General features: G+C 72.5%; 27 protein-coding genes. 8 read left to right on the forward strand and 19 right to left on the reverse strand.

Features of this window, described 5'->3' with window-relative positions; all coding sequences use genetic code 11:
• Positions 1 to 95 precede the first annotated feature (95 nt).
• Genes ACH4G3_RS27365 through ACH4G3_RS27390 form a run of 6 tightly spaced genes read left to right on the forward strand, consistent with a single transcriptional unit; the run spans position 96 to position 6,845 of the window.
• On the forward strand, positions 96 to 1,103 hold the full coding sequence (locus ACH4G3_RS27365; protein WP_397627001.1) for an ADP-ribosylglycohydrolase family protein: 1,008 nt from the start codon (positions 96 to 98) through the stop codon (positions 1,101 to 1,103).
• Positions 1,100 to 2,308 carry an ADP-ribosylglycohydrolase family protein gene (locus ACH4G3_RS27370; RefSeq protein ID WP_397627002.1) on the forward strand — a complete coding sequence of 403 codons (1,209 nt, stop codon included), beginning with the start codon at positions 1,100 to 1,102 and terminating at the stop codon, positions 2,306 to 2,308. The genes ACH4G3_RS27365 and ACH4G3_RS27370 overlap by 4 nt, the downstream gene beginning before the upstream one ends.
• A gap of 7 nt (positions 2,309 to 2,315) precedes the next feature.
• On the forward strand, positions 2,316 to 3,485 hold the full coding sequence (locus ACH4G3_RS27375; RefSeq protein WP_397627003.1) for an ADP-ribosylglycohydrolase family protein: 1,170 nt from the start codon (positions 2,316 to 2,318) through the stop codon (positions 3,483 to 3,485).
• A complete protein-coding gene (locus ACH4G3_RS27380) occupies positions 3,473 to 4,843 on the forward strand; it encodes an ADP-ribosylglycohydrolase family protein (RefSeq protein ID WP_397627004.1) in 1,371 nt (456 codons plus the stop codon). Before ACH4G3_RS27375 ends, ACH4G3_RS27380 begins: the two co-directional genes overlap by 13 nt.
• A complete protein-coding gene (locus ACH4G3_RS27385; protein WP_397627005.1) occupies positions 4,840 to 6,027 on the forward strand; it encodes a CaiB/BaiF CoA transferase family protein in 1,188 nt (395 codons plus the stop codon). The genes ACH4G3_RS27380 and ACH4G3_RS27385 overlap by 4 nt, the downstream gene beginning before the upstream one ends.
• Positions 6,024 to 6,845, forward strand: coding sequence for an HpcH/HpaI aldolase/citrate lyase family protein (locus tag ACH4G3_RS27390; protein WP_397627006.1), 822 nt, complete (start codon positions 6,024 to 6,026; stop codon positions 6,843 to 6,845). Before ACH4G3_RS27385 ends, ACH4G3_RS27390 begins: the two co-directional genes overlap by 4 nt.
• A gap of 73 nt (positions 6,846 to 6,918) precedes the next feature.
• Here ACH4G3_RS27390 and lgt read toward each other — a convergent pair whose 3' ends face one another.
• From lgt to hisI, 11 genes are all read right to left on the reverse strand, one after another.
• Complete coding sequence (lgt, locus tag ACH4G3_RS27395) at positions 6,919 to 7,872, reverse strand: prolipoprotein diacylglyceryl transferase (protein ID WP_397627007.1); 954 nt, start codon at positions 7,870 to 7,872, stop codon at positions 6,919 to 6,921.
• Positions 7,873 to 7,956: 84 nt separating this feature from the next.
• The gene (locus ACH4G3_RS27400; protein WP_397627008.1) at positions 7,957 to 8,733 is read right to left on the reverse strand and encodes a DsbA family protein; all 777 of its coding nucleotides are present in this window, start codon (positions 8,731 to 8,733) and stop codon (positions 7,957 to 7,959) included.
• 86 nt (positions 8,734 to 8,819) lie between these two features.
• Entirely contained in the window at positions 8,820 to 9,638 is an 819-nt protein-coding gene (gene trpA / locus ACH4G3_RS27405; RefSeq protein WP_397627009.1) for a tryptophan synthase subunit alpha, read from the reverse strand.
• Complete coding sequence (gene trpB / locus ACH4G3_RS27410) at positions 9,635 to 10,921, reverse strand: tryptophan synthase subunit beta (RefSeq protein ID WP_397627010.1); 1,287 nt, start codon at positions 10,919 to 10,921, stop codon at positions 9,635 to 9,637. Before trpB ends, trpA begins: the two co-directional genes overlap by 4 nt.
• 57 nt (positions 10,922 to 10,978) lie before the next feature.
• The gene (gene trpM, locus ACH4G3_RS27415; RefSeq protein ID WP_397627011.1) at positions 10,979 to 11,197 is read right to left on the reverse strand and encodes a tryptophan biosynthesis modulator TrpM; all 219 of its coding nucleotides are present in this window, start codon (positions 11,195 to 11,197) and stop codon (positions 10,979 to 10,981) included.
• A gap of 21 nt (positions 11,198 to 11,218) precedes the next feature.
• Positions 11,219 to 12,028, reverse strand: a complete 810-nt coding sequence (gene trpC, locus ACH4G3_RS27420) for an indole-3-glycerol phosphate synthase TrpC (protein ID WP_037668094.1) — start codon at positions 12,026 to 12,028, stop codon at positions 11,219 to 11,221.
• 139 nt (positions 12,029 to 12,167) lie between these two features.
• A complete protein-coding gene (locus ACH4G3_RS27425) occupies positions 12,168 to 12,602 on the reverse strand; it encodes a DUF2752 domain-containing protein (RefSeq protein WP_397627012.1) in 435 nt (144 codons plus the stop codon).
• A gap of 83 nt (positions 12,603 to 12,685) precedes the next feature.
• Entirely contained in the window at positions 12,686 to 12,937 is a 252-nt protein-coding gene (locus ACH4G3_RS27430) for an HGxxPAAW family protein (RefSeq protein ID WP_397627013.1), read from the reverse strand.
• Positions 12,938 to 13,044: 107 nt separating this feature from the next.
• Positions 13,045 to 13,686: a TIGR02234 family membrane protein gene (locus ACH4G3_RS27435; RefSeq protein ID WP_397627014.1), complete on the reverse strand. Its 642-nt coding sequence runs from the start codon at positions 13,684 to 13,686 to the stop codon at positions 13,045 to 13,047.
• A gap of 41 nt (positions 13,687 to 13,727) precedes the next feature.
• Positions 13,728 to 15,209, reverse strand: coding sequence for an anthranilate synthase component I (locus tag ACH4G3_RS27440; protein WP_397627015.1), 1,482 nt, complete (start codon positions 15,207 to 15,209; stop codon positions 13,728 to 13,730).
• Between the two features lie 11 nt (positions 15,210 to 15,220).
• On the reverse strand, positions 15,221 to 15,664 hold the full coding sequence (hisI, locus tag ACH4G3_RS27445) for a phosphoribosyl-AMP cyclohydrolase (protein WP_397627016.1): 444 nt from the start codon (positions 15,662 to 15,664) through the stop codon (positions 15,221 to 15,223).
• 84 nt (positions 15,665 to 15,748) lie between these two features.
• Here hisI and ACH4G3_RS27450 point away from each other — a divergent pair, with 84 nt between their 5' ends.
• Positions 15,749 to 16,384 (forward strand): TIGR03085 family metal-binding protein, encoded by a 636-nt coding sequence (locus ACH4G3_RS27450; RefSeq protein WP_397627017.1) that lies wholly within the window; start codon positions 15,749 to 15,751, stop codon positions 16,382 to 16,384.
• Between the two features lie 30 nt (positions 16,385 to 16,414).
• Here the strand turns inward: ACH4G3_RS27450 and hisF are convergent, their stop codons facing one another.
• Genes hisF through hisD form a run of 8 tightly spaced genes read right to left on the reverse strand, consistent with a single transcriptional unit; the run spans position 16,415 to position 22,107 of the window.
• Positions 16,415 to 17,170, reverse strand: coding sequence for an imidazole glycerol phosphate synthase subunit HisF (gene hisF, locus ACH4G3_RS27455; protein WP_397627018.1), 756 nt, complete (start codon positions 17,168 to 17,170; stop codon positions 16,415 to 16,417).
• Positions 17,167 to 17,568, reverse strand: coding sequence for a RidA family protein (locus ACH4G3_RS27460; RefSeq protein WP_397627019.1), 402 nt, complete (start codon positions 17,566 to 17,568; stop codon positions 17,167 to 17,169). The genes hisF and ACH4G3_RS27460 overlap by 4 nt, the downstream gene beginning before the upstream one ends.
• Positions 17,565 to 18,290: a bifunctional 1-(5-phosphoribosyl)-5-((5-phosphoribosylamino)methylideneamino)imidazole-4-carboxamide isomerase/phosphoribosylanthranilate isomerase PriA gene (priA, locus tag ACH4G3_RS27465; RefSeq protein WP_397627020.1), complete on the reverse strand. Its 726-nt coding sequence runs from the start codon at positions 18,288 to 18,290 to the stop codon at positions 17,565 to 17,567. The genes ACH4G3_RS27460 and priA overlap by 4 nt, the downstream gene beginning before the upstream one ends.
• Positions 18,287 to 18,931, reverse strand: coding sequence for an imidazole glycerol phosphate synthase subunit HisH (hisH, locus tag ACH4G3_RS27470; RefSeq protein WP_397627021.1), 645 nt, complete (start codon positions 18,929 to 18,931; stop codon positions 18,287 to 18,289). Before hisH ends, priA begins: the two co-directional genes overlap by 4 nt.
• Positions 18,928 to 19,092, reverse strand: a complete 165-nt coding sequence (locus ACH4G3_RS27475) for a hypothetical protein (RefSeq protein ID WP_010039417.1) — start codon at positions 19,090 to 19,092, stop codon at positions 18,928 to 18,930. Before ACH4G3_RS27475 ends, hisH begins: the two co-directional genes overlap by 4 nt.
• Entirely contained in the window at positions 19,089 to 19,682 is a 594-nt protein-coding gene (gene hisB, locus ACH4G3_RS27480) for an imidazoleglycerol-phosphate dehydratase HisB (RefSeq protein WP_003989586.1), read from the reverse strand. The genes ACH4G3_RS27475 and hisB overlap by 4 nt, the downstream gene beginning before the upstream one ends.
• Positions 19,679 to 20,785: a histidinol-phosphate transaminase gene (locus ACH4G3_RS27485; RefSeq protein WP_397627022.1), complete on the reverse strand. Its 1,107-nt coding sequence runs from the start codon at positions 20,783 to 20,785 to the stop codon at positions 19,679 to 19,681. The genes hisB and ACH4G3_RS27485 overlap by 4 nt, the downstream gene beginning before the upstream one ends.
• The gene (gene hisD / locus ACH4G3_RS27490; protein WP_397627023.1) at positions 20,782 to 22,107 is read right to left on the reverse strand and encodes a histidinol dehydrogenase; all 1,326 of its coding nucleotides are present in this window, start codon (positions 22,105 to 22,107) and stop codon (positions 20,782 to 20,784) included. The genes ACH4G3_RS27485 and hisD overlap by 4 nt, the downstream gene beginning before the upstream one ends.
• A 178-nt stretch (positions 22,108 to 22,285) precedes the next feature.
• Here hisD and ACH4G3_RS27495 point away from each other — a divergent pair, with 178 nt between their 5' ends.
• Complete coding sequence (locus ACH4G3_RS27495; protein ID WP_397627024.1) at positions 22,286 to 23,863, forward strand: oxidoreductase; 1,578 nt, start codon at positions 22,286 to 22,288, stop codon at positions 23,861 to 23,863.
• Positions 23,864 to 23,943 lie beyond the last annotated feature (80 nt).

Here is a 23,943-nt window from a genome sequence, read left to right on the forward strand (position 1 = left end):
ACCGCTCACTTGATGACGATCATGCACAGATGTCGACCGGGTGATGCTGGGGCTCCCGAGGCTCGGGGCGGTCACCGGAGTGGGACACATCCCGTATGGCATCGATCGCCTGCATTCCCTCCGTCCCGGCGCCCGGGGACGCCACCGAACTCCGCGAACGGGCACGCGGCGCCCTGCTGGGCCTGGCCGTCGGTGACGCGCTCGGAGCCCCTGCCGAGAACATGAAGCCCTCCGAGATCCGGGCACGGTGGGGCCGCATCACCGGCTACGTCGCCGAGCACCCCGCCGGCACGGACGACACCGAGTACGCGATCTTCTCCGGCCTCCTCCTGGCCCGGCACGGCTCGGCACTCACCCCCGCGCGCGTGGAGGCGGCCTGGCACGAGTGGATCGCCGACCGCGACGAGGGTCCCTTCCGAGGCGCCGGCTTCAGTGAACGCGGCACGCTGGAGAACCTCCGCCGGGGTCTGGCCGCCCCCATCTCCGCCCAGCACCGGCACGCCTGGAGCGACGGCCTGGCCATGCGCGCGGCCCCCTTCGGGGTGTTCGCGCCGGGCCGCCCGGCCGAGGCGGCCCGGCTGGTGGCGATCGACGGCTCGGTGAGCCACGACGGCGAGGGCATCTACGGCGGCCAGGCGGTGGCGGCGGGCGTGGCGGCGGCGATGGCGGGTGCCCAGCCGATCGCGGTCGTGGCCGCCGCCCTCGCGGTCGTGCCCGACGACTCCTGGACGGCCCGCTGCCTGCGCCGCGCGGTGGCGGTGGCCCACCGCGGCGAACGCGCGGTCCGCTCCGCGGTCGTCATCGGCGGCTACCCCTGGACCGACCTGGCCCCCGAGGCGGTCGCCCTCGCCTTCGGCGCGTACGCGGCGGCCGACGGCGACTTCGAACAGTCGGTCCTGACCGCGGTGAACATGGGCCGCGACGCGGATACGACGGCGGCGGTGGCGGGCGCGCTGGCGGGCGCGACCCGGGGCGTCTCGGCGATCCCGGAGGCCTGGACGACCCCCATCGGCCCGGTCCGCGGCCGGTGCCTGCCGGCGATGGCGGGCTACCACGTCCTGGACGTGGCGGACCTGCTGACACCGGCGGAGGTTCTCTCATGACGACGCACGCACCCGCAGCCGCCGACGGCGAACGCGCTCCACGGGAGACCAGGACCCCTCGGGAGACAGTTACGGGCGGTGCGCGGGTGGGAGACAAAAAGACCGAAGGCCTCCTGCTCGGCCTGGCCGCAGGCGACGCCGCCGGCTGGCCCGCCGCCCGCCACAGAGCCGCCCGCATGCCCGACTGGACCCGCCGCCTCACCCGCGAACTGGACACCTTCGCCGAACACAACGCCACGACCACCCTCCCCGTCCCCATCGCCCTGAACCAGCCCCCCGAACCCCTCCGCCTGGGCCCCTCCGACGACGCCGAATGGGCCGCCTTCGCCGCGGAAGCCCTCCTGCGCGCAGGCGACGACACCGTCCTGAACGACCTCAGCCGCGAACGCCGCACCCGCGCCGCGATCGACCTCACCTGGAACGCCCTCGCCGCCGAGATCGCCGCCGCAGCGGACCGCGCGCCCGAGATCGAGTCCGCCGTCCTCCCCCTGCGCGCCCGCATCTCCGTCCGCGCCGGCCTCGGCAACCTCGCCGCCGGCCTGCGCCCGCCCGCCACCGGCCACGACAACCCCCACTACTTCGACGACGCGGCCTGCGTACGGGCGTGCGTCCTGGCCGTGGCCCACCCGGGCGACCCCCGGCGCGCCGCCGACCTCGCCGAGTTCGACGCCCGTTACACCCAGGACGGCGACGGCGTACACGGCGCCCGCGCCATGGCCGCGGCCCTCGCCGTCGCCCTGGCCGGCGCGGACGTCCACGCCTGCGTCACCGCGGCGCTCGCCGAACTGCCCGAGGAGACGGAGATCGGCCGCAACGCCCGGCACGCACTGCACCTCGCGGCCGACGCGGACAGCGCCTTCGCCCTGGTCCCGCCCCTGGAACACCAGATCGTCGACCACGTCTACAGCTACGGCATCGCCGCCGCCGAGACGGTCCCGGTCGCCCTCGCGCTGGCCACGGCGGCCCGCGGCCGCATCGCCGAGGCGGTCCCCGCCGCTGCCTGCCTGTCCCGCGTCGCGGACTCCGCCCCGGCCCTGGCGGGCGCCCTCACCGGCGCGCTGGGCGGCGGGGCGTCGATCCCAGCCTCCTGGCGGGAGACCTGCCGCACCCTCTCCGGCTGCGTCCTGCCCCGCCTCACCGGCACGGACCTCGTGGAACTCGCCGAACTCCTGGAAGCCGCACAACCGGCCCACCCCGGTGGATGATGCGGCCATGCAGCCCAAACCACACCAAACCGCCACCCTGGACGAGCGGATCATCGGAGCCCTGGTCGGCGCCGCCGTCGGCGACGCCCTCGGCGGCCCCGTCGAGGGCTACTCGCCCGAGCAGATCCTTCAGCGCCACGGCGGCCGCGTCCACGGCATCGTCGGCCCCTGGCACGGCGACGACTGGCGCACGGCCCGCCCCCTCGCCCCGTACCACAAGGGCGACGGCCACGTCACCGACGACACCTTGATGACACACGCCCTGATCCGCGTCTACGCCCGGGTCCGCGACCACCTCGACGCCTACGCGGTCGCCGACCACCTCGTCCCCGACCTGATGACCGAGCCGCGCTGGATCCCGGAGCTGGAGACCGAGGCACTCCCCCTGCACCGCGTCTTCCTGGCGGAGAAATGGCTGGTGACGAGGATCCACTACGGCCATGCCGACCCGCGCGAGGCCGGCACCGGCAACATCGTCAACTGCGGTGCGGCGATGTACATGACCCCGGTCGGCCTGGTCAACGCGGCCAACCCGCGGGCGGCCTACGCCGAGGCCCTCGACATCGCCGGCGCGCACCAGTCGTCGTACGGCCGCGAGGCGGCGGGCGTTCTGGCGGCGGCGGTCGCGGCGGCGTGCACTCCGGGAGCCACCCCGGACTCGGTCGTCTCGACCTGCCTGTCCCTGGCGAAGGACGGCACGCGCACCGCGATCGAGCGGGTCTGCGAGGAGGCCTCCCGCCACCCGGACTTCGAGTCGGCATTGGGCCCCCTGCGCGAGGCTGTCGCCCCTTTCGACACGGTCGGCCCCGACTACCGCGCCCCTTCTCTCGGCGCCCGCCGCCCCTCCCGCCTCCACGCGATCGAGGAACTCCCCGTGGCGCTGGGCATGTTGCTCGTGGCCCGGGGCGACTACCGCCACGCGGTCCTGGGCGCCGTCAACTACGGCCGCGACTGCGACTCCACCGCCACGATGGCCGGCGCCCTGGCGGGCGCCCTCGGCTCGCCGGTCCCCCAGGACTGGGCCAAGACGGTCGCGGAGGCCAGCCGCCTGGACCTCTGGGAACCGGCGGCCACCCTCACCGCCGTGACGCGTGAGATCTTCACCCGGGACGCGGCCCGCCGCCGCACCCACGAACAGGCCTTCGCCTCCCTCGGAGGCCCGGAATGCTCCGCCTGACCTGGGTCCAGCCGGAGGATTTGATCGGCCACGAACTCCGCCAGGCGACCCAGGACGGCCGCGAGCCGAAAGCGATCGCGGCCCGCTGGCGCGCGGCAGGCGGCCCAGAGGCCCCCGCCACCGCAGGCGCATCCCCGACTCCGGCGTCCCGCTACCTCCGCCAACTGGCAGAAGACCTCCTGGACGAACTGGCCGACCTCCCGAGCAGGTTGGCGGACGACGAACCGACGGACCTGGCATCGATCAAGTCGCTGTGCCCGGCTTGGTCACTGCCTCAGCCTGCGGGCAGTCGTGCCGCCAGGACCCAGCAGCACTTGGAAGCCGCCTGGCTCGGCCGGGCCGCCGGCTGCCTCCTGGGCAAGCCGGTCGAAAAACTCCCCCTGGAAGCCATCCGTCACCTGGCCAACTCCACCGGCAACTGGCCCCTCACCACGTACTTCACAGCCCGAGGCGTCCCCGCAGACCTCCTCCGGAAACACCCCTGGAACCGCCGCTCGGCAACAACCTCGCTCGCCGAGAACATCGACGGCATGCCCGAGGACGACGACCTCAACTACCCCCTCCTCAACCTCATCCTCCTGCAACGCCACGGCAAGTCCTTCACCACCACGGACGTGGCCCGCACCTGGCTCGACGAACTCCCCGCCGGCCGCACCTTCACCGCCGAACGCATCGCCTACCGCAACCTCCTCACCGGCCTGGAACCCCCGCACACCGCCCGCCACCGCAACCCGTTCCGCGAATGGATCGGCGCCCTGATCCGCGCCGACATGCACGGCTGGACCAACCCCGGCGACCCGGCCACCGCCGCGGAACAGGCCCACCGCGACGCCACCCTCACCCACACCGCCAACGGCGTCTACGCGGCGATGTTCACGGCGGCCACCATCGCGCAGGCCGCGACGGGAGAACACGACGTCCACGCCTGCCTGCGCACCGGCCTCACCGTCGTCCCGCCCCGCTCCCGCCTCGCCCGAGCCGTCCACCACGCCATCGAACTGGCCCGGGGACACGGCGATTTCGACACGGTCGTCGACCAACTGCACGCCACCCACGCCCCCACCCACCACTGGGTGCACGCCGTCCCCAACACCGCCCTCATCGCCGCCGCCCTCACCCACGCGAACGGCGACTTCTCCGGCTCGGTCTGCCGCGCGGTGAGCGGCGGCTGGGACACCGACTCCAACGGCGCGACGGCCGGCAGCATCGCCGGTCTGCTGGCAGGAGACCCCGCGGCGCTCCCCGACCGCTGGACGGCCCCTCTGAAGAACCGCCTGTCCACCTCCATCGGCGACTTCAACGGCATCGGCTTCGACACCCTCGCCCACCTCACCCACCGGGAGACCCACCGCTCATGACCGCGCCCCTCACCGGCCTCCGCGTCCTGGACCTCGCCACCCTCTTCGCCGGCCCGCTCGCCGCCACCCTGCTCGGCGACTTCGGCGCGGATGTCGTCAAGGTCGAGCACCCGTCGAAACCCGACCCGTCCCGCGGCCACGGCCCGTCGAAGGACGGCGTGGGCCTGTGGTGGAAGATGCTCGGCCGCAACAAACGCACCATCACCCTCGACCTGTCGAAGCCCGGCGGCCGCGCCACCCTCCTGCGCCTCGCCGCCGGCGCCGACGTGATCATCGAGAACTTCCGCCCCGGCACCCTGGAGAAGTGGGACCTGGGCTGGCCCGAGCTGTCGGCCGCCAACCCCCGCCTGGTCCTGGCCCGGGTCACCGGCTTCGGCCAGTTCGGCCCCTACGCCCACCGCCCCGGCTTCGGCACCCTCGCCGAGGCGATGAGCGGCTTCGCCGCGATCACCGGCGAACCGGACGCGCCCCCGACGCTCCCGCCCTTCGGTCTGGCCGACTCCATCGCGGGCCTGACGACGGCGTACGCGGTGATGACGGCCCTCGCCGCCCGGGACAGGACCGGCGAGGGCCAGGTCGTCGACATGGCCCTGATCGAGCCCATCCTGGCCGCCCTCGGCCCCCAGCCGCTCTGGTACGACCAGCTCGGCCACGTCCAGCCCCGCACCGGCAACCGGTCCCCGAACAACGCCCCGCGCGGCGTCTACCGCACCGCTGACGGCACCTGGGTCGCCGTCTCGACGTCGGCCCAGTCGGTCGCGGAACGCGTGATGCACCTGGTGGGCCGCCCGGAACTGATCGACGAGCCGTGGTTCGCCACGGGCGCCGACCGCGCCCGCCACGCCGACGTCCTGGACGAGGCGGTCGGCTCCTGGATCGCCGCACGCACCCGCACGGACGTCCTGGCCGCCTTCGAGAAGGCCGAGGCGGCCGTGGCCCCGGTCCAGGACGTCCGGGACGTGATGACGGACCCGCAGTACCAGGCCCTCAACACCATCACCACCGTCGACGACCCGGAGCTGGGCCCCCTGCGCATGCAGAACGTCCTCTTCCGGCTCTCCGCCACGCCCGGCGCGATCCGCTGGGCCGGCCGTCCCCACGGCGCGGACACGGACGAGGTCCTCACCGAACTGGGCCTCACCCCGGCCGACCTCACGGCGCTGCGCGCGGAGGGCGCGCTGTGACGGCGTTCCCGCTCACCTGGCTCTACGCCCCGGGCGACCGCCCCCATGTGGTCGCCAAGGCCCTCACCTCCGGCGCCGACATCGTCGTCGTCGACCTGGAGGACGCGGTCGCCCCCGACCGGAAGGCATACGCCCGTGCCGCCACCGCCGAGCTGCTCGCCGACCTGCCGCCGGTCCCGGTCCACGTCCGGGTCAACCCGCTGGACAGCCCCTGGGCCGGGGAGGACCTCGCCGCCGTGGCCCCGGCTCCCGGCCTCTGCGCCCTGCGGCTCCCCAAGATCGGCTCACCCGCCGAGGTCGTCCGGATCGCCCAGCACGCCGTCCCCGCCGGGCTGCCCCTGTACGCCCTCCTGGAGACGGCCCTCGGCGTGGAACAGGCGTACGCCGTCGCCACGGCCCACCCGTCCCTGCGGGGCATCGCGCTCGGGGAGGCGGACCTGGGGGCCGACCTGGGCGTAGGGGACGACGAGGGGCTCGACTGGTCCCGTTCCCGCGTGATCGTGGCCGCCCGGGCCGCCGGCCTGCCCCCGCCGGCCCAGTCGGTCCACCCGGACGTCCGTGACCTGGAGGGGCTGACCGCGTCCTGCGCCCATGGCCGCGCCCTGGGCTTCCTCGGCCGGGCCGCGATCCATCCCCGCCAGCTCCCGGTCATCGAGCGGGCCTTCCTCCCCACCGAGGAGGAGATCGAGCAAGCGGAGACGATCGTCAAGGCGGCGGCGACGGAACCGGGCGCCCAGGCCCTCCAGGACGGCCGCTTCATCGACACGGCGGTGGTGGCGGCGGCCCAGCGCACCCTGTCCCTGGCACGCCGCCGCTGACCCGCCCGTACCCGGGAAACACCGAGGGCGCCCGTGCATCGACGGGCGCCCTCGGGTCACGTACGGCAGACGGTCAGCTCTTCTTCGCCGACCCGGCCTCGTCATTGGCCTCGCTCGTGGCCCCGTCGGCGCCGGACTCCGCCTCGTCCTTGCCGGACTCGGCCTCGTCCTCGGCGGCGGCGTCCCCGTCGGCCTCACCGCCGGAGGCCTCCGCACCGGGCTCCACCACGGCTTCCCGGCCCGGCCGCTTCTTCGACGACAGCACGAGGTAGGTCACAGCGAGCAGGAACACCAGGATCGCGGTCCACACGTTCAGCCGGACACCCAGGATGTGGTGGGCGTCGTCGACCCGCATGTACTCGATCCACGACCGGCCCGCGCAGTACGCGGCGACGTACAGCGCGAACGCCCGGCCGTGGCCCAGCCGGAAGCGGCGGTCCGCCCAGATCACCAGGAGCGCGACGCCGATGCACCACAGCGACTCGTACAGGAACGTCGGGTGGTAGGTGCCCGGCACCCGGCCGTCCGCGGTGGACGTGATCTCCAGGGCCCACGGCAGGTCGGTGGGCTTGCCGTACAGCTCCTGGTTGAACCAGTTGCCCCAGCGGCCGATCGCCTGGGCGAGGGCGATGCCCGGCGCGACGGCGTCGGCGTACGCCGGCATCGGGATGCCCCGGCGTCGGCAGCCGATCCAGGCGCCCAGCGCGCCCAGCGCGATCGCGCCCCAGATGCCGAGGCCGCCCTCCCAGATCTTGAAGGCGTCCACCCAGTCACGGCCCTCGCTGAAGTACAGCTCGTAGTCCGTGATCACGTGGTAGAGCCGGCCGCCCACGAGGCCGAAGGGCACGGCCCAGACCGCGATGTCGGCCACCGTGCCGGCCCGCCCGCCCCGGGCGATCCAGCGCTTGTTGCCGAGCCAGACGGCAACGAAGACGCCGATGATGATGCAGAACGCGTAGCCGCGCAGCGGAATGGGGCCGAGATACAGCACCCCGCGTGACGGGCTGGGAATGAAGGCAAGTTCCATGGCAAGGTCGACGCTACCGTGCCGGGCCGGGGGCGCGGCAGGCAGCCCGGCTACGGGTCCATAACGGGCGGGTGAGAAAAGCCTTCACCCCTTGTTCTGCTCCCGCACCATCCGCTTCAGCTTGGCCGGGGTCATCGTCCGGTCCTGGTAGATGTTCTTGCCGTCGAACAGGACGGTCGGCGTGCCCGAGAAGCCGCCCTTGTTGAACGCCTGGTGGGACTTGGCGACCCAGCTGTTGTGCGTGCCGTCCTCGACGCACTTGCGGAAGGCGGGGGTGTCCAGGCCGTCGACCTTGCCGGCCAGCTCGATCAGCCTGTCGTTGCCGGCGTAGGCGTCGTCGACCTCCTGGGGCTGGTTGTCGAAGAGCACGTCGTGGTACGCGGGGAACTTCCCGGCGTCCTGGGCGCAGGCCGCGGCGTTGGCCGCGTTGCGGGAGCCGCTGCCGCCCATGTTGCCGTCGATGAGGGTGACCAGGTGGTACTCGGTCTTCAGCTGCCCGGCCTTCGTCAACTCGTGGATCACCGGCCGGTACGCCGTCTCGAAGGCCTTGCAGGCCGGGCAGCGGAAGTCCTCCCACACCGTGAGCGTGGACTTGGCGCTGTCCTTGCCGACCGGGATGGCCAGGCCGTCCTTGCCCTGTGCTCCCGAGGGCACCACGACCGGGCCCGCCGCCTCGCTGTCGTCGTCCTTCCCCGCGTTGGCGGCGACGACGCCGATCACCGCCGCGAGCCCCAGGACGGCCACGACGGCACCACCCACGATCAGCGCGCGCCTGCGCTTCTCCGAGGCCTTCTGCTTCTCGCGCTCCACCGCCAGCTTCTCCCGGGCGGTGCGCTTTCCCTCACGGTTCTTCTCGCTCACACCCCGGAAACGAACCGGGGAGGCGCACCGCGCCTCCCCGGCCCCAGGTCCACCCGTACGAGGGACCTGTACGACTACCCGGTTTCTTACGCCTGTCGGCGTACGCCCTTCGCCAGGCCGGCCGCCAGGGTGCGGACGGCCTCGACACCGGCCGCGTCGTCCGGGGCGTCCAGCATGGCCTTGACGAAGGCCGAGCCGACGATCACGCCGTCGGCGAAGCCGGCGACCTCGGCGGCCTGGGTGGCGTTGGAGACGCCGAGCCCGACGCAGACCGGCAGGTCCGTGCCGGTGGCCCGGGTGCGTGCCACCAGGTCCTCGGCCTGCGAGCTGACCGACTCGCGGGTGCCGGTGACGCCCATGAGGGAGGCGGCGTAGACGAAGCCGCTGCCCGCCGCGGTGATCTGCGCGAGCCGCTCGTCCTTGCTGCTGGGCGCGACGACGAAGACGGTGGCGAGACCGTGCTTCTCCGCGTGCTCCCGCCACAGCGCCGACTCCTGTACGGGCAGGTCGGGCAGGATGCACCCGGCGCCGCCCGCCTCGGCGAGCTCGGCGGTGAACCGCTCGACGCCGTAGCGGTCGATGGGGTTCCAGTACGTCATGACGAGGACCGGCTTGCCGGTGGCCCCATGGGCCTCGCGGACCGTGCGCATCACGTCGGCGATCTTCACGCCGCCGCGCAGGGCGATGTCGTCGGCGGTCTGGATGACGGGGCCGTCGAGGACCGGGTCGCTGTGCGGCAGGCCCACCTCGACGACGTCGGCGCCGCCGTCGATGACGGCCTTGATGGCCTCGATGCCGCCGTCCACGGTCGGGAACCCGGCCGGGAGGTAGGCGATGAGCGCGGAGCGCCCTTCGGACTTGGCCGCGGCGAGGGTGTCGCTCAACAGCTGCAGGTTGCCGCTCACTTGGCGTCTCCCTCGATCTCGGCGGTGTCGGTGTCCGCGTCGGCGGCGACCTCGGCGTCGGTGTCGTAGAGGCCGAAGTAGCGGGCGGCGGTGTCCATGTCCTTGTCGCCTCGGCCGGACAGGTTGACCACGATCAGCCCGTCCTCGCCCAGCTCCCTGCCGACCTCCAGGGCTCCGGCCAGCGCGTGGGCGCTCTCGATGGCCGGGATGATGCCCTCGGTGCGGGACAGCAGGCGCAGGGCCTGCATGGCCGCGTCGTCGGTGATCGCGCGGTACTCACCGCGGCCGGAGTCCTTGAGGTAGGAGTGCTCAGGGCCGATGCCCGGGTAGTCCAGACCGGCCGAGATCGAGTACGGCTCGGTGATCTGGCCCTCGTCGTCCTGGAGGACGTAACTGCGGGAGCCGTGCAGGATGCCGGGCTCGCCGGCGGTCAGGGTCGCCGCGTGCTCGCCGGTGTCGACACCGTGGCCGGCCGGCTCGCAGCCGATGAGGCGGACGGACTCGTCCGGGATGAAGGCGTGGAAGAGGCCGATGGCGTTGGAGCCGCCGCCGACGCAGGCGACGGCCGCGTCGGGGAGGCGGCCCGCGCGCTCCAGGAGCTGGCGGCGGGTCTCCACGCCGATGACCCGGTGGAAGTCGCGGACCATGGCCGGGAAGGGGTGGGGGCCGGCGACCGTGCCGAAGAGGTAGTGCGTGTGGTCGACGTTGGCGACCCAGTCACGGAACGCCTCGTTGATCGCGTCCTTCAGCGTGCGGCTGCCGGACTTCACGGCGATGACCTCGGCGCCGAGCATGCGCATGCGGGCGACGTTGAGGGCCTGGCGCTGCGTGTCGATCTCGCCCATGTAGATCGTGCACTCGAGGCCGAACAGAGCGCAGGCGGTGGCCGTGGCGACGCCGTGCTGGCCGGCGCCCGTCTCGGCGATGACCCGGGTCTTGCCCATGCGCTTGGTGAGCAGTGCCTGGCCGAGGACGTTGTTGATCTTGTGGGAGCCGGTGTGGTTGAGGTCTTCCCGCTTCAGGAAGACCCGGGCGCCGCCGGCGTGCTCGGCGAACCGGGGCACCTCCGTGAGCGCCGACGGGCGGCCGGTGTAGTTGACCAGGAGGTCGTCGAGTTCCTTCGCGAACTCCGGGTCGTGCTTGGCCTTGTCGTACTCGACGGCCACCTCGTCCACGGCGGCGACGAGGGCCTCCGGGATGAACTTGCCGCCGAATGACCCGAAGTAGCCTTCGGAGTTGGGGGTTTGACCCTCCGGGTCGGGGATGAAGAACTGACTGGGCATGCGGAAACCTTCACGGTGAGTGTGTGTGGGATGCACTAATCGCCGTGGGGGCGGGGATCATCTGTCGGCTGCGGGCCGTGTGTGGTTGCTCGCGCAGTTCCCCGCGCCCCTAAGGGCGCGCTGCCATCGCATGCCGTTGACCTGCCCGGGCTCGTCACCGATGACGTAGCGGACCCGGCGGCCGTGGACCCGGCGCGCGGGGGCTCGGCAGCCGCGGGGGCGGCAGCCGCGCGCGAGGCGGGCGTACCGGTCCACGGTCGTCATGGTGAGAGTCATCGGGGAAAGCCTAGCGGGAGATCAGCCCCGGCCGTGCCGGAGTGCGGGATGTTCGCCTGCCGCCACCAGGTCGGAGACCGCCGTCTTGGGGTCCTTGCCGGTGACGAGGGACTCGCCCACCAGGACCGCGTCGGCGCCGGCGTTGGCGTAGGCGATGAGGTCGTGCGGGCCGCGGACGCCGGACTCGGCGATCTTGATGATGTGGTCGGGGATCTCCGGTGCCACGCGCTCGAAGGTGCCGCGGTCGACCTCGAGGGTCTTCAGGTTGCGCGCGTTGACGCCGATCACACGGGCGCCGGCGTCGACCGCGCGCTCGACCTCGTCCTCGTCGTGCACCTCGACGAGCGGCGTGAGCCCGATGGACTCGGCGCGCTCGATGAGGGACTCCAGGGCGGGCTGGTCGAGGGCGGCGACGATCAGCAGGACGACGTCGGCGCCGTAGGCGCGGGCCTCCCACAGCTGGTACGACGTGACGATGAAGTCCTTGCGCAGGACCGGGATGTCCACGCGGGCACGGACCGCTTCGAGGTCGGCGAGCGAGCCGCCGAAGCGCCGCTGTTCGGTGAGGACGGAGATGACGGCCGCGCCGCCCGCCTCGTAGTCCGCGGCGAGTCCGGCCGGGTCGGCGATCGCGGCCAGCGCGCCCTTGGAGGGGCTGGAGCGCTTGACCTCGCAGATGACCTTGACGCCGTCGCCGCGCAGTGCGGCCGCGCCGTCCTTGGCCGCGGGAGCCTTCGCCGCGCGCTCCTTGAGCTCGTCGAGGCTGACGCGCGCCTGCCGCTCCGCGAGGTCGGCACGGACTCCGTCGATGATCTCGTCGAGCACACTCACGCGAGCGGCCCCCTTCCAGACTCTTGACAGTTCCAGCGACCGATCGAAAACCGATGGTCACTGCGATGGTATCCGCAGCGGGGCGTAGGCCTCGCATCCGGTTGACGCCGGTCCCAGTACCTGGACATCCGCCGGTTGATCAAGGGTGGAGCCAGCCTCCGAAGGGCAGGTTCCGGACAACGGTGAAGACCAGCAGCAACGCGCCGAGGCTCCACACGAGGCCCGGGCGGGGGTCGATCCGCATGGCACGCCCGCGCACCGCGTGGACCACCCATACGGTCCACAGCACGGCGAAGGCCAGATAGCCGAGGACGGCGAGCGCGTTGGCGTGCAGTGCCGCCGGGAAGTCGCCGTGGACGAAGGCGTGCGCGCTGCGCAGTCCGCCGCAGCCGGGGCAGTACAGGCCGGTGTAGCGCAGCAGCGGGCAGGCCGGGTAGTGGCCGGGTTCGTTGGGGTCGACCGCGCCCACGTAGGCGAACGCGGCGGCGACGGCCGCGAGCACCCCGGCGGGGACGGCCAGGCGGGCCGGGGCGCTGGGCGTCACCCTTCGGCTGTCGGCGTTCACGGTAGGCATTGTGCCCGGCGCACGCGTGAGGGGCGGCCCCGGCACCCGAGTGCCGGCCGCCCCTCACGCGACGACGCGGTGCTTCGCGGGGGTCAGCCCTCGGCGCGCGCGGGCTCGCGGTCGCCCGTCATCGCGTGCGGCTGGTGCAGTTCCTTCGGCTGGCCGAGGCCCATCATCCGCATGACGGCGCCGACGACACCGCCGAGGAGCACGACGACCATGCCCGCCCAGAAGCCCACGGGCTGGTCCATCACCATGAACGCGCCCGCGACGCAGAAACCGATGAAGGCGATCGTGACACCGGTCCAGGCGGCCGGGGTGTGACCGTGGCTGCTGCCCGCCATTGCTTGCTCCTCGTTGCTGTGTGCGTGTCTGAGCAGGACGCTCGGGCCCATTGTCCCGCACCCGCGCGCCCGCCGTGAGCGGGGGTGTCCCCGCTCCCCCGGGTGGCTCACGCCCCGGTCGGGTCCTCGCCGCGGTCGAGTGCCTTCCACAGGTCCTCGGGCCGGTCGGGGTCGACGGCAGGGGCCTTGCGGCGCGGCTGGGGCGCGCCGCCCCGCTCGTAGCGGCCGGACATCGCGGGCCACAGCCGGCCGTAGCGCAGGGCGAGCAGCCCGGCCAGGAGGATCAGGACGCCGCCGACGGCCGCGACGTACGGCCAGGCGGTGTGGCTGAGGGTGGCCACGGAGGCGGAGGTGTCGCCGGAGGCCTGGGCGGCCTGCTCGTCGAGCGCCGAGCCGTCGGAGGCGCCGAGCAGGGCGGCGGCGACGATGCCCGCGCCGGAGAGCGCCAGCAGCCCGGCCACGACGAGGCGGCCGGCCCGGCGGACGGCGAAGACGGCGACGAGCGCGGCGAGGCCCACTACGGCGAGCGCCGCGGGCACGCCCGTGACGTCGCTGCCCTTGGCGGTCAGGGGGAAGGCGCCGCCGGCCACCGTCGCGGTGCCCTCCGCCCAGCGCTGCCGGGTGGCGAGCAGCGCCACGGCCGCGCCGAGCGCGCCGCACAGCAGCGCGACGGCGAGGCTCAGGCGGCCGGCCCGGGCGGATCCGGCGGTTTCGGAACGGGGGTGAGGTACAGCAGTCACGTACCCCACTATCGCCTGAACCCCGGGCGAACCGTCACCCGGGGTTCATCTCAGGCCTTTCCCAGCCGGTTCGCCGTGTGGACGGCTCTGAGGACCGCCGCCGCCTTGTTGCGGCACTCGGTGTCCTCGGCGACCGGGTCGGAGTCGGCGACGATGCCGGCGCCGGCCTGCACGTAGGCGGTTCCGTCACGGAGGAGGGCCGTGCGGATGGCGATGGCGGTGTCGGAGTCGCCCGCGAAGTCGAGGTAGCCGACGCAGCCGCCGTAGAGCCCGCGCCGGGACGGTTCGAGTTCGTCGATGATCTGCATGGCGCGGGGCTTGGGGGCGCCGGAGAGCGTGCCGGCCGGGAAGCAGGCGGTGAGGACGTCGAAGGCCGTGCGGCCCTGGGCGACCCGGCCCGTCACCGTCGAGACGATGTGCATCACGTGCGAGTACCGCTCGACGGACATGAAGTCGACGACCTCGACCGAGCCGGGCTCGCAGACCCGCCCCAGGTCGTTGCGGCCCAGGTCGACGAGCATGAGGTGCTCGGCGCGCTCCTTGGGGTCGGCGAGCAGCTCGTCGGCGAGGGCCTGGTCCTCCTGCGGGGTGGGGCCGCGCCAGCGGGTGCCGGCGATGGGGTGGACCATGGCGCGTCCGTCCTCGACCTTGACCAGGGCCTCGGGGGACGAGCCGACGACGTCGAAGCCGTCGAAGCGGAACAGGTACATGTACGGGGACGGGTTGGTGGCCCGCAGCACCCGGTAGACGTCCAGCGCGCTCGCCGTGCACGGCGTCTCGAAGCGCTGCGAGGGGACCACCTGGAAGGCCTCGCCGGCCCGGATGCGCTCCTTGATGTCCTCGACGGCCACCTGGAAGTCGGGCCCGCCCCACAGCGCGGTGTACTCGGGGAGTTCCGAGGGCGGGAGCGCGGCCGGGGGCTGGGCGACCGCGCGGGAGAGGTCGGCCTCCATGGCGTCGAGCCGGGCCACGGCGTCCGCGTAGGCCTCGTCGACGCCCGTCTCCAGGTCGTTGTGGTTGATCGCGTTGGCGATCAGCAGGACCGAGCCCTCCCAGTGGTCCATGACCGCCAGGTCGCTGGTGAGGAGCATGGTCAGCTCGGGCAGCTGCAGGTCGTCGCGCTCGCCGGGGCCGATCTTCTCCAGGCGGCGGACGATGTCGTAGCCGAGGTAGCCGACCATGCCGCCGGTGAAGGGCGGCATGCCGTCCTGGTGGGGCGTGTGCAGGGCCTCGATGGTGGCGCGCAGCGCGGCGAGGGGGTCGCCGTCTACGGGGACACCGACGGGCGGGGCGCCGAGCCAGTGGGCCTGCCCGTCACGCTCGGTCAGCGTCGCCGCCGACCGCACGCCCACGAAGGAGTAACGGGACCACGAGCGGCCGTTCTCCGCGGACTCCAGCAGGAAGGTGCCCGGGCGCTCGGCGGCGAGTTTGCGGTAGAGCGCCACCGGGGTGTCGCCGTCGGCGAGGAGCTTGCGGGTGACCGGGATGACCCGCCGGTCGGTGGCGAGCTTGCGGAACGTCTCGAGGTCCATGGCCGCTGACCTTACTGATCCGAGGCGGGGGCGTCGGAGCCGCCGTCCTTGAGGAGCACGTCCTCGTCGAAGCAGGTGCGCGCGCCGGTGTGGCAGGCGGCGCCGACCTGGTCGACCTTCACCAGGACGGTGTCGGCGTCGCAGTCGAGGGCGACGGACTTCACCCACTGGAAGTGGCCGGAGGTGTCGCCCTTGACCCAGTACTCCCGGCGGCTGCGGGACCAGTACGTGCACCGGCCGGTGGTCAGGGTGCGGTGCAGCGCCTCGTCGTCCATCCAGCCGAGCATCAGCACCTCTCCGGTGTCGTACTGCTGGGCGATGGCGGGCAGGAGGCCGTCGGCGCTGCGCTTGAGGCGGGCGGCGATCTCCGGGGCGAGACGGCTGGGCGGAGCACTGCGGCGCGAAGCGCCTCCGTGAGGGGTGGTGGCCGGGCGACGGGCGGGCGTGCTGGTCATGCCGACCATTGTGCCGCGCGCCACTGACAGGCCAGGTGGAGTGTCCACTGTGCGGACCTGATCGGCGGTCGTAGGCTGGGCCGCATGTCGACCCATGCCAAGCGTGAACGACTTCTCCTCGCCGATCTGTTGGAGACCGCGGGCCCGGACGCGCCCACCCTGTGCGAGGGCTGGACCACCCGGGACCTCGCTGCCCACGTGGTGGTGCGCGAGCGCCGCCCGGACGCCGCCGGCGGGATACTGATCAAGCAGCTCGCGCCGCGCCTGGACCGGGTGATGGCGGAGTACACCGACAAGCCGTACGAGGAGCTGATCCAGCTGATCCGTACGGGGCCGCCGCGTTTCTCGCCCTTCTCCCTCAAGCCGGTCGACGAGATGTCGAACATCATCGAGTTCTACGTCCACACGGAGGACGTCCGGCGCGCCCAGCCCGACTGGTCGCCGCGCGAGCTCGACCCGGTGTTCCAGGACGCCCTGTGGTCCCGGCTGGAGCGCACCGCCCGGCTGATGGGGCGCAGCGTCCCGACGGGCCTGGTGCTGCGCCGCCCTGACGGCCAGACGGTCGTCGCCCAGCGGGGCGCGCCGGTGGTCACGGTGACGGGTGAGCCCTCTGAGCTGGTGCTGTTCTCCTACGGCCGGCAGAGCAAGGCCGAGGTCGAGCTGGACGGCGACGAGGACGCGATCGCGAAGCTGCAGGAGACGAAGCAGCTCGGGATCTGAGGCAGCGGTCCGGGCCTCCCGACGGGCGGGTCACCGCACCGGGTGGCCCGCCTCCCGCAGCGTCTGCTTGACCTCGCCGATGCGCAGGTCCCCGAAGTGGAACACGGACGCGGCCAGCACCGCGTCCGCGCCCGCCGCGATGGCCGGCGGGAAGTCCGCCAGCTTGCCCGCGCCGCCGGAGGCGATGACCGGGACGGTCACGTGCCCCCGCACGGCCTGGATCATCTCCAGGTCGTAGCCGTCCTTGGTGCCGTCCGCGTCCATCGAGTTGAGCAGGATCTCCCCGGCGCCCAGCTCGGCGGCCCGGTGCGCCCACTCGACGGCGTCGATGCCGGTGCCGCGACGGCCGCCGTGGGTGGTCACCTCGAAGGAGCCGGACTCGGTGCGGCGCGCGTCCACCGACAGGACCAGGACCTGGCGGCCGAAGCGTTCGGCGATCTCCCGGATCAGCTCCGGGCGGGCGATCGCGGCCGTGTTGACGCCGACCTTGTCCGCGCCGGCCCGCAGCAGCTTGTCCACGTCCTCGGCGGTACGCACCCCGCCGCCGACCGTGAGCGGGATGAACACCTGCTCGGCCGTGCGGCGCACCACGTCGTACGTCGTCTCGCGGTTGCCCGACGAGGCGGTGATGTCCAGGAACGTCAGCTCGTCGGCGCCCTCGGCGTCGTACACCTTGGCCATCTCGACGGGGTCGCCCGCGTCGCGCAGGTTCTGGAAGTTGACGCCCTTGACGACCCGGCCGTTGTCCACGTCCAGGCAGGGGATGACTCGGACCGCCAGGGTCATGAATCCACCGTTCCTCTGAATGCCTCTAGTTCCACCGACACCAGGACGCGCGGGTCGACGAAGCCGTCCACCACGAGGAAGGTCGCGACCGGGCGCGCGGAGTCGAACAGTTCCTTGTGCGCCCGGCCCACCTCGTCGAGGTCGCGCGTGTGTGCCAGATACATCCGCGTACGGACCACGGACCCGATACCGAGCCCGAACTCGCCGATCGCTTCGAGGGCGCTGGTGAAGGCCGCCTTGGCCTGCTCGTACGGGTCGCCCTCCCCGTACAGCACGTCACCCTTGAAGGGTGTCGTGCCCGCCACCAGCACCCGATCGCCCGCCGCCACGGCGCGCGCGAAACCGAAACTCTCTTCCCAGGGACTTCCGCTCTGCACGCGCCGTACGGCATCGCTCATGACGACACAGTCTCCAATGCCTCTTCCAGGGTGAACGCCTTCGCGTACAGCGCCTTCCCTACGATCGCGCCCTCGACACCGAGCGGCACGAGGCCGGCGATGGCCCGGAGGTCGTCCAGCGAGGACACGCCGCCGGACGCCACGACAGGGCGGTCCGTCGCGGCGCACACGTTGCGCAGCAGCTCCAGGTTCGGGCCCTGGAGCGTGCCGTCCTTCGCGATGTCCGTGACGACGTACCGCGCGCAGCCCTCCTTGTTGAGGCGCTCCAGCGTCTCGTAGAGGTCGCCGCCGTCGCGGGTCCAGCCGCGGCCGCGCAGGGTGGTGCCGCGGGCGTCCAGGCCGACCGCGATCTTGTCGCCGTGTTCGGCGATGACCTTGGCGACCCACTCGGGGGTCTCCAGGGCGGCCGTGCCGAGGTTCACGCGGGTGCAGCCGGTGGCCAGGGCGGCGGCGAGGCTGTCGTCGTCGCGGATGCCGCCGGACAGCTCCACCTTGATGTCCATCGCCCGGGCGACCTCGGCGATCAGCTCGCGGTTGTCGCCGGTGCCGAACGCGGCGTCCAGGTCCACCAGGTGCAGCCACTCGGCGCCGGAGCGCTGCCAGGCGAGGGCGGCCTCCAGGGGGGAGCCGTAGGAGGTCTCCGTACCGGACTCGCCGTGCACCAGGCGCACCGCCTGGCCGTCGCGGACGTCGACGGCGGGGAGGAGTTCGAGCTTGCTCACAGTGTTCCGATCCAGTTGGTGAGGAGCTGGGCTCCGGCGTCGCCGGACTTCTCGGGGTGGAACTGCGTGGCCCACAGGGCGCCGTTCTCGACGGCCGCGACGAACGGCTTGCCGTGCGTGGACCAGGTGACCTTGGGGGCCTCCATCGCCGGGTTGTGGGTCTCCAGCGACCAGTCGTGGACGGCGTAGGAGTGCACGAAGTAGAAGCGTGCGTCCGCGTCCAGGCCCGCGAACAGCTGCGAGCCGGGCGCCGCCTCCACGGTGTTCCAGCCCATGTGGGGCACGATCTCGGCCTGGAGCGGCTCGACCGATCCGGGCCACTCGTCGAGGCCCTCGCTCTCCACGCCGTGCTCGATGCCGCGGGCGAAGAGGATCTGCATGCCGACGCAGATGCCCATCACCGGGCGGCCGCCGGACAGCCGGCGGTCGACGATCCAGTCGCCGCGCGCCTCGCGCAGGCCCTTCATGCAGGAGGCGAAGGCGCCGACGCCCGGCACGAGCAGCCCGTCGGCGTTCATGGCCTTGTCGTAGTCACGCGTTATCTCGACGTCGGCTCCCGCGCGCGCGAGGGCACGCTCGGCGGAGCGGACGTTGCCGAAGCCGTAGTCGAAGACGACCACGCTCTTGCGGGGGGCGCTCAATTCCACACCTCCAGCCTCACGACACCGGCCGCCAGGCACATCGCGGCGCCGATGGAGAGCAGCACGATCAGGCCCTTGGGCATCTTCTGCTTGACGAAGGAGTAGATCCCGCCGACGAGGAACAGGCCGACGACGATCAGCAGGGTCGAGATGCCGTTCACAGGGCGCCCTTCGTGGAGGGGAGGATGCCGGCCGCGCGCGGGTCGCGCTCGGAGGCGTAGCGCAGGGCCCGGGCCAGCGCCTTGAACTGGCATTCCACGATGTGGTGGGCGTTGCGCCCGTAGGGCACGTGCACGTGCAGCGCGATCTGGGCCTGGGCCACGAAGGATTCCAGGATGTGCCGGGTCATCGTGGTGTCGTACTCGCCGATCATCGGCGCCATCTTCTCGGGCTCGGTGTGCACGAGGTAGGGGCGGCCGGACAGGTCGACGGTGACCTGGGCGAGGGACTCGTCCAGCGGGACCGTGCAGTTGCCGAAGCGGTAGATGCCGACCTTGTCGCCGAGGGCCTGCTTGAAGGCGGCGCCGAGGGCGAGGGCGGTGTCCTCGATGGTGTGGTGCGAGTCGATGTGCAGGTCGCCCTCGGTCTTGACGGTCAGGTCGAACAGACCGTGCCGGCCGAGCTGGTCGAGCATGTGGTCGTAGAAGCCGACGCCGGTGGAGATCTCCGTCTTGCCGGTGCCGTCGAGGTCGATCTCGACGAGGACCGAGGTCTCCTTGGTCGTCCGCTCCACGCGTCCTGTGCGGCTCATGAACTCTGCTCCTTCTTCAGTGCACGTACCGCGTCGAGGAACGCGTCGTTCTCTTCGGGGGTGCCGGCCGACACCCGCAGCCACCCGGGGATGCCGTTGTCCCGGACCAGAACGCCCCGGTCGAGGATCTTCTGCCAGGCCGTGTGCGCGTCCTCGAACCGGCCGAACTGCACGAAGTTGGCGTCGGACTCGACGACGTCGTAGCCGATGGCGCGCAGTTCGCGCACCAGGCGGTCCCGCTCGGCCTTGAGCTGCTCGACATAGCCGAGCAGCGTGTCGGTGTGCTCCAGGGCGGCCAGGGCGGTCGCCTGGGTGACGGCCGACAGGTGGTAGGGCAGCCGGACGAGCTGGACGGCGTCGACGACGGCCGGGTGCGCGGCGAGGTAGCCGAGGCGCAGGCCCGCCGCGCCGAACGCCTTCGACATCGTGCGGGAGATGACGAGGTTCGGTCGCCCGTCGAGCAGCGGCAGCAGCGAGTCGCCGTGGCTGAACTCGATGTACGCCTCGTCGACCACGACCATCGACGGCTTCGCCGCCTGCGCGGCCTCGTAGAGCGCGAGGACCGTCTCGGGCGGGACCGCGTTGCCGGTGGGGTTGTTGGGAGTGGTGATGAAGACGACGTCGGGCCGGTGCTCGGCGATCGCCTTCTCGGCGGCCGGGAGGTCGATCGTGAAGTCGTCGCCCCGCGGCCCGGAGATCCAGCCGGTGCCCGTGCCGCGCGCGATGAGCCCGTGCATCGAGTACGACGGTTCGAAGCCGATCGCGGTGCGGCCGGGCCCGCCGAAGGTCTGGAGCAGCTGCTGGATGACCTCGTTGGAGCCGTTGGCCGCCCAGACGTTGGCGAGGCCGACCTCGTGGCCGGACGTGTCCGTCAGGTACTCGGCGAGCTTCGTGCGCAGCTCGACCGCGTCCCGGTCGGGGTAGCGGTTGAGGTTGCGGGCCGCTTCACGGACCCGCTCGGCGATGCGTTCGACGAGCGGCTCGGGCAGCGGGTAGGGGTTCTCGTTGGTGTTCAGCCGTACGGGGACGTCCAGCTGGGGCGCGCCGTAGGGGGACTTGCCGCGCAGCTCGTCCCGTACGGGCAGATCGTCGATGCCTGTCACTTGCCCTGTGGAACCTTCCAGTCGAACCTCGCCTTGATCGCCGCGCCGTGCGCGGGCAGGTCCTCCGCCTCCGCCAGCGTGACCACGTGGTGCGCGACCTCGGCCAGCGCGTCCTGCGTGTAGTCGACGATGTGGATGCCGCGCAGGAAGGACTGGACGGACAGGCCCGAGGAGTGGCAGGCGCAGCCGCCGGTGGGCAGGACGTGGTTGGAGCCGGCCGCGTAGTCGCCGAGGGAGACCGGGGCCCACGGGCCGATGAAGATCGCGCCGGCGTTCTTGACGCGGTCGGCCAAGGCCGCCGCGTCGGCCGTCTGGATCTCCAGGTGCTCGGCGCCGTACGCGTCGACCACCTTCAGGCCCTCGTCGATGCCGTCCACCAGGACGATCGCGGACTGCTTGCCGGACAGGGCCGGGACGATCCGGTCGTCGACGTGCTTGGTGGCCGCGACCTGCGGCGCCAGCTCCTTCTCCACGGCGTCCGCGAGCTCGGCGGAGTCCGTGACGAGCACGGCGGCAGCCAGCGGGTCGTGCTCGGCCTGGCTGATCAGGTCGGATGCGACGTGCACCGGGTCGGCCGTGTCGTCGGCGAGGACCGCGATCTCGGTCGGGCCGGCCTCGGCGTCGATGCCGATCCTGCCCGTGAAGTAGCGCTTGGCGGCGGCGACCCAGATGTTGCCGGGGCCGGTGACCATGTTGGCGGGCGGGCAGGACTCGGTGCCGTACGCGAACATCGCCACAGCCGTGGCACCGCCGGCCGCGTAGACCTCGTCGACGCCGAGCAGGGCGCAGGCGGCGAGGATCGTCGGGTGCGGCAGCCCGTTGAACTCGGCCTGGGCCGGGGAGGCGAGCGCGATGGACTCGACGCCGGCTTCCTGTGCGGGCACGACGTTCATGACCACGGAGGACGGATACACGGACCGGCCGCCGGGCGCGTACAGCCCGACCCGCTCGACCGGAACCCACTTCTCGGTCACGGAGCCGCCGGGCACCACCTGGGTGGTGTGCGTGCTGCGGCGCTGCTCGCGGTGGACGGTCCGGGCGCGCCGGATGGACTCCTCCAGGGCCGCGCGCACGGCCGGGTCGAGCTCCTGAAGCGCGCGCGTGAGCGCGGCGGCCGGCACCCGCACCTGGTCGAGCCTGACCCCGTCGAACCGCTCGGCGTACTCGATCAGCGCCGCGTCGCCCCGATGATGCACGTCCTCGCAGATCGGACGCACCTTCTCCAGGGCGGCCGATACGTCGAACTCGGCTCGGGGCAGCAGGTCACGCAGGGCGGGGCCCTCGGGGAGGGCGTCGCCGCGCAGATCGATTCGGGAGATCACGTGCTCAATTCTCTCAGACCCCGATGACGCGCCGTTCGCTCGTATCAATGGCTGATACAGAACGCCGCCGGCACGCGGAAGATCCCCTTCACGTTTCGCGTTCGGGGCGTCACCCAGCGGGCATGAACAGCTGTACGAAGCACCTGACCCGCGAGTATCCGGGGAGGAAGGAAGAGACGTGACCGAGGGGGCCGGCGTGCGTGCCGGGGATGTGCCCGACGACCTGACGGCGGCCGAGGCCGGAATGTGGCAGGCATTCCGCAACGGCAGCGTGTACGACCTGAGCAGCGGCGACCCGGTGGTGGACGATCCGCACGGCGGCCACCCCTGGGGCGAGGAGCGGACCGTGCGGGCCCGGATCGTCTGCTGGCTGCTCCTGGACGGCCCGCCCGCCCTGGCCGGCCGGGTGTCGTCGCTGAAGCTGGCCGGCGTGCGGATCAGCGGCTCTCTGGACCTCGCGGGCGGCACGGTGGTGCCGTACGTCGAGATGCGCCAGTGCCGGTTCGAGCAGGACGTGCTGCTGCCGGAGGCCCGCTTCACGACCGTACGGATGGTGGACTGCTCGGTGCCGCGGCTGGAGGCCGCCCGGGTGCAGACGGAGGGCGATCTGCATCTGCCGCGCTGCCGGTTCCACCGGGGCATCCGGCTCACGGACGCGCAGATCGGCACGGACCTGATGCTCAACCAGGCGATCGCGCACCGGGACCGCAGCGGCCGCTCGATCGCCGCGGACGGCCTGACCGTCGGCCAGGACTTACAGGCCGAGCTGCTGGAGTCGCACGGCGAGCTGAGCCTGCGCGCCGCCACCATCGGTGTCTCCCTGAGCCTGCGCGGCGCCCGGCTGGCCAACCCGTACGAGCGGCTCGCTCTCAACGCCCCGCAGCTGACCGTCGAGCGCAGCCTGTATCTGACCCCGGCGGGCGTCGGCGCCCAGGCGATGAGCGGGATGACCCCGGCGCGCGGGACGCGGATCCAGCGGTTCTCGTGCGAGGGCGGGATCCGGCTGGACGACGGGCGGTTCGGCGACGCGGTCGACTTCGAGCGGGCCAGGTTCACCCTCACCGACGACCAGGAGCTGTCGCTGCGCCGGGTGCAGACGCCGGAGCTGCGGTTCCTCGGCGAGCATCCCGCGCGCGGGCGTGTCGTGCTGTCGGGAGCGAAGATCGTCAACCTGATGGACCGGGCGGACGCCTGGCCCGGCCCGGGGCGGCTGCACATGGGCGGCTTCGCCTACGAGAACCTCGTGCCGCGCGGGCCGTTCCCGCTGGCCGAGCGGCTGGACTGGGTGGCGGCGGCGACCGCCGAGTACAACCCGGAGCCGTACGAGCGGCTCGCGGCCGTGCTGCGGGCCGGCGGGGAGGACGAGGACGCCCGCGAGGTGCTGCTCGCCAAACAGCGCAGGCACCGGGAGAGCCTGCCGCCGGCCGCCAAGTTGTGGGGCTACGCGCAGGACTGGACGGTCGCCTACGGGTACCGGCCGGGCCGGGCCGCGGTGTGGATGGCCGTGCTGTGGGCGGCGGGCTCGTTCGCCTTCGCGCAGGCCGGGCATCCGCCGCTGAAGCGCGGTGAGCATCCGGAGTGGAACCCCACCCTGTTCACGCTCGATCTGCTGCTGCCGGTCATCGACCTGGGCCAGGTGGGCTTCTGGCAGTTGCGCGGCGGCTGGCAGTGGCTGGCGACGGCGATGATCCTGCTGGGCTGGATCCTGGCGACGACGGTGGCGGCGGGAGCGACCCGCTTGCTGCGACGTAACTGATGATGCCCGCGTGACCAGCGTTGTTGAACTGTCACACTTTTACGTTCTCTTGACCATAGGCCGTACAACTTTCCGCGAGT

The sequence above is a fragment of the Streptomyces afghaniensis genome (assembly GCF_044327915.1).
GTDB classification, from domain to species: domain Bacteria; phylum Actinomycetota; class Actinomycetes; order Streptomycetales; family Streptomycetaceae; genus Streptomyces; species Streptomyces afghaniensis.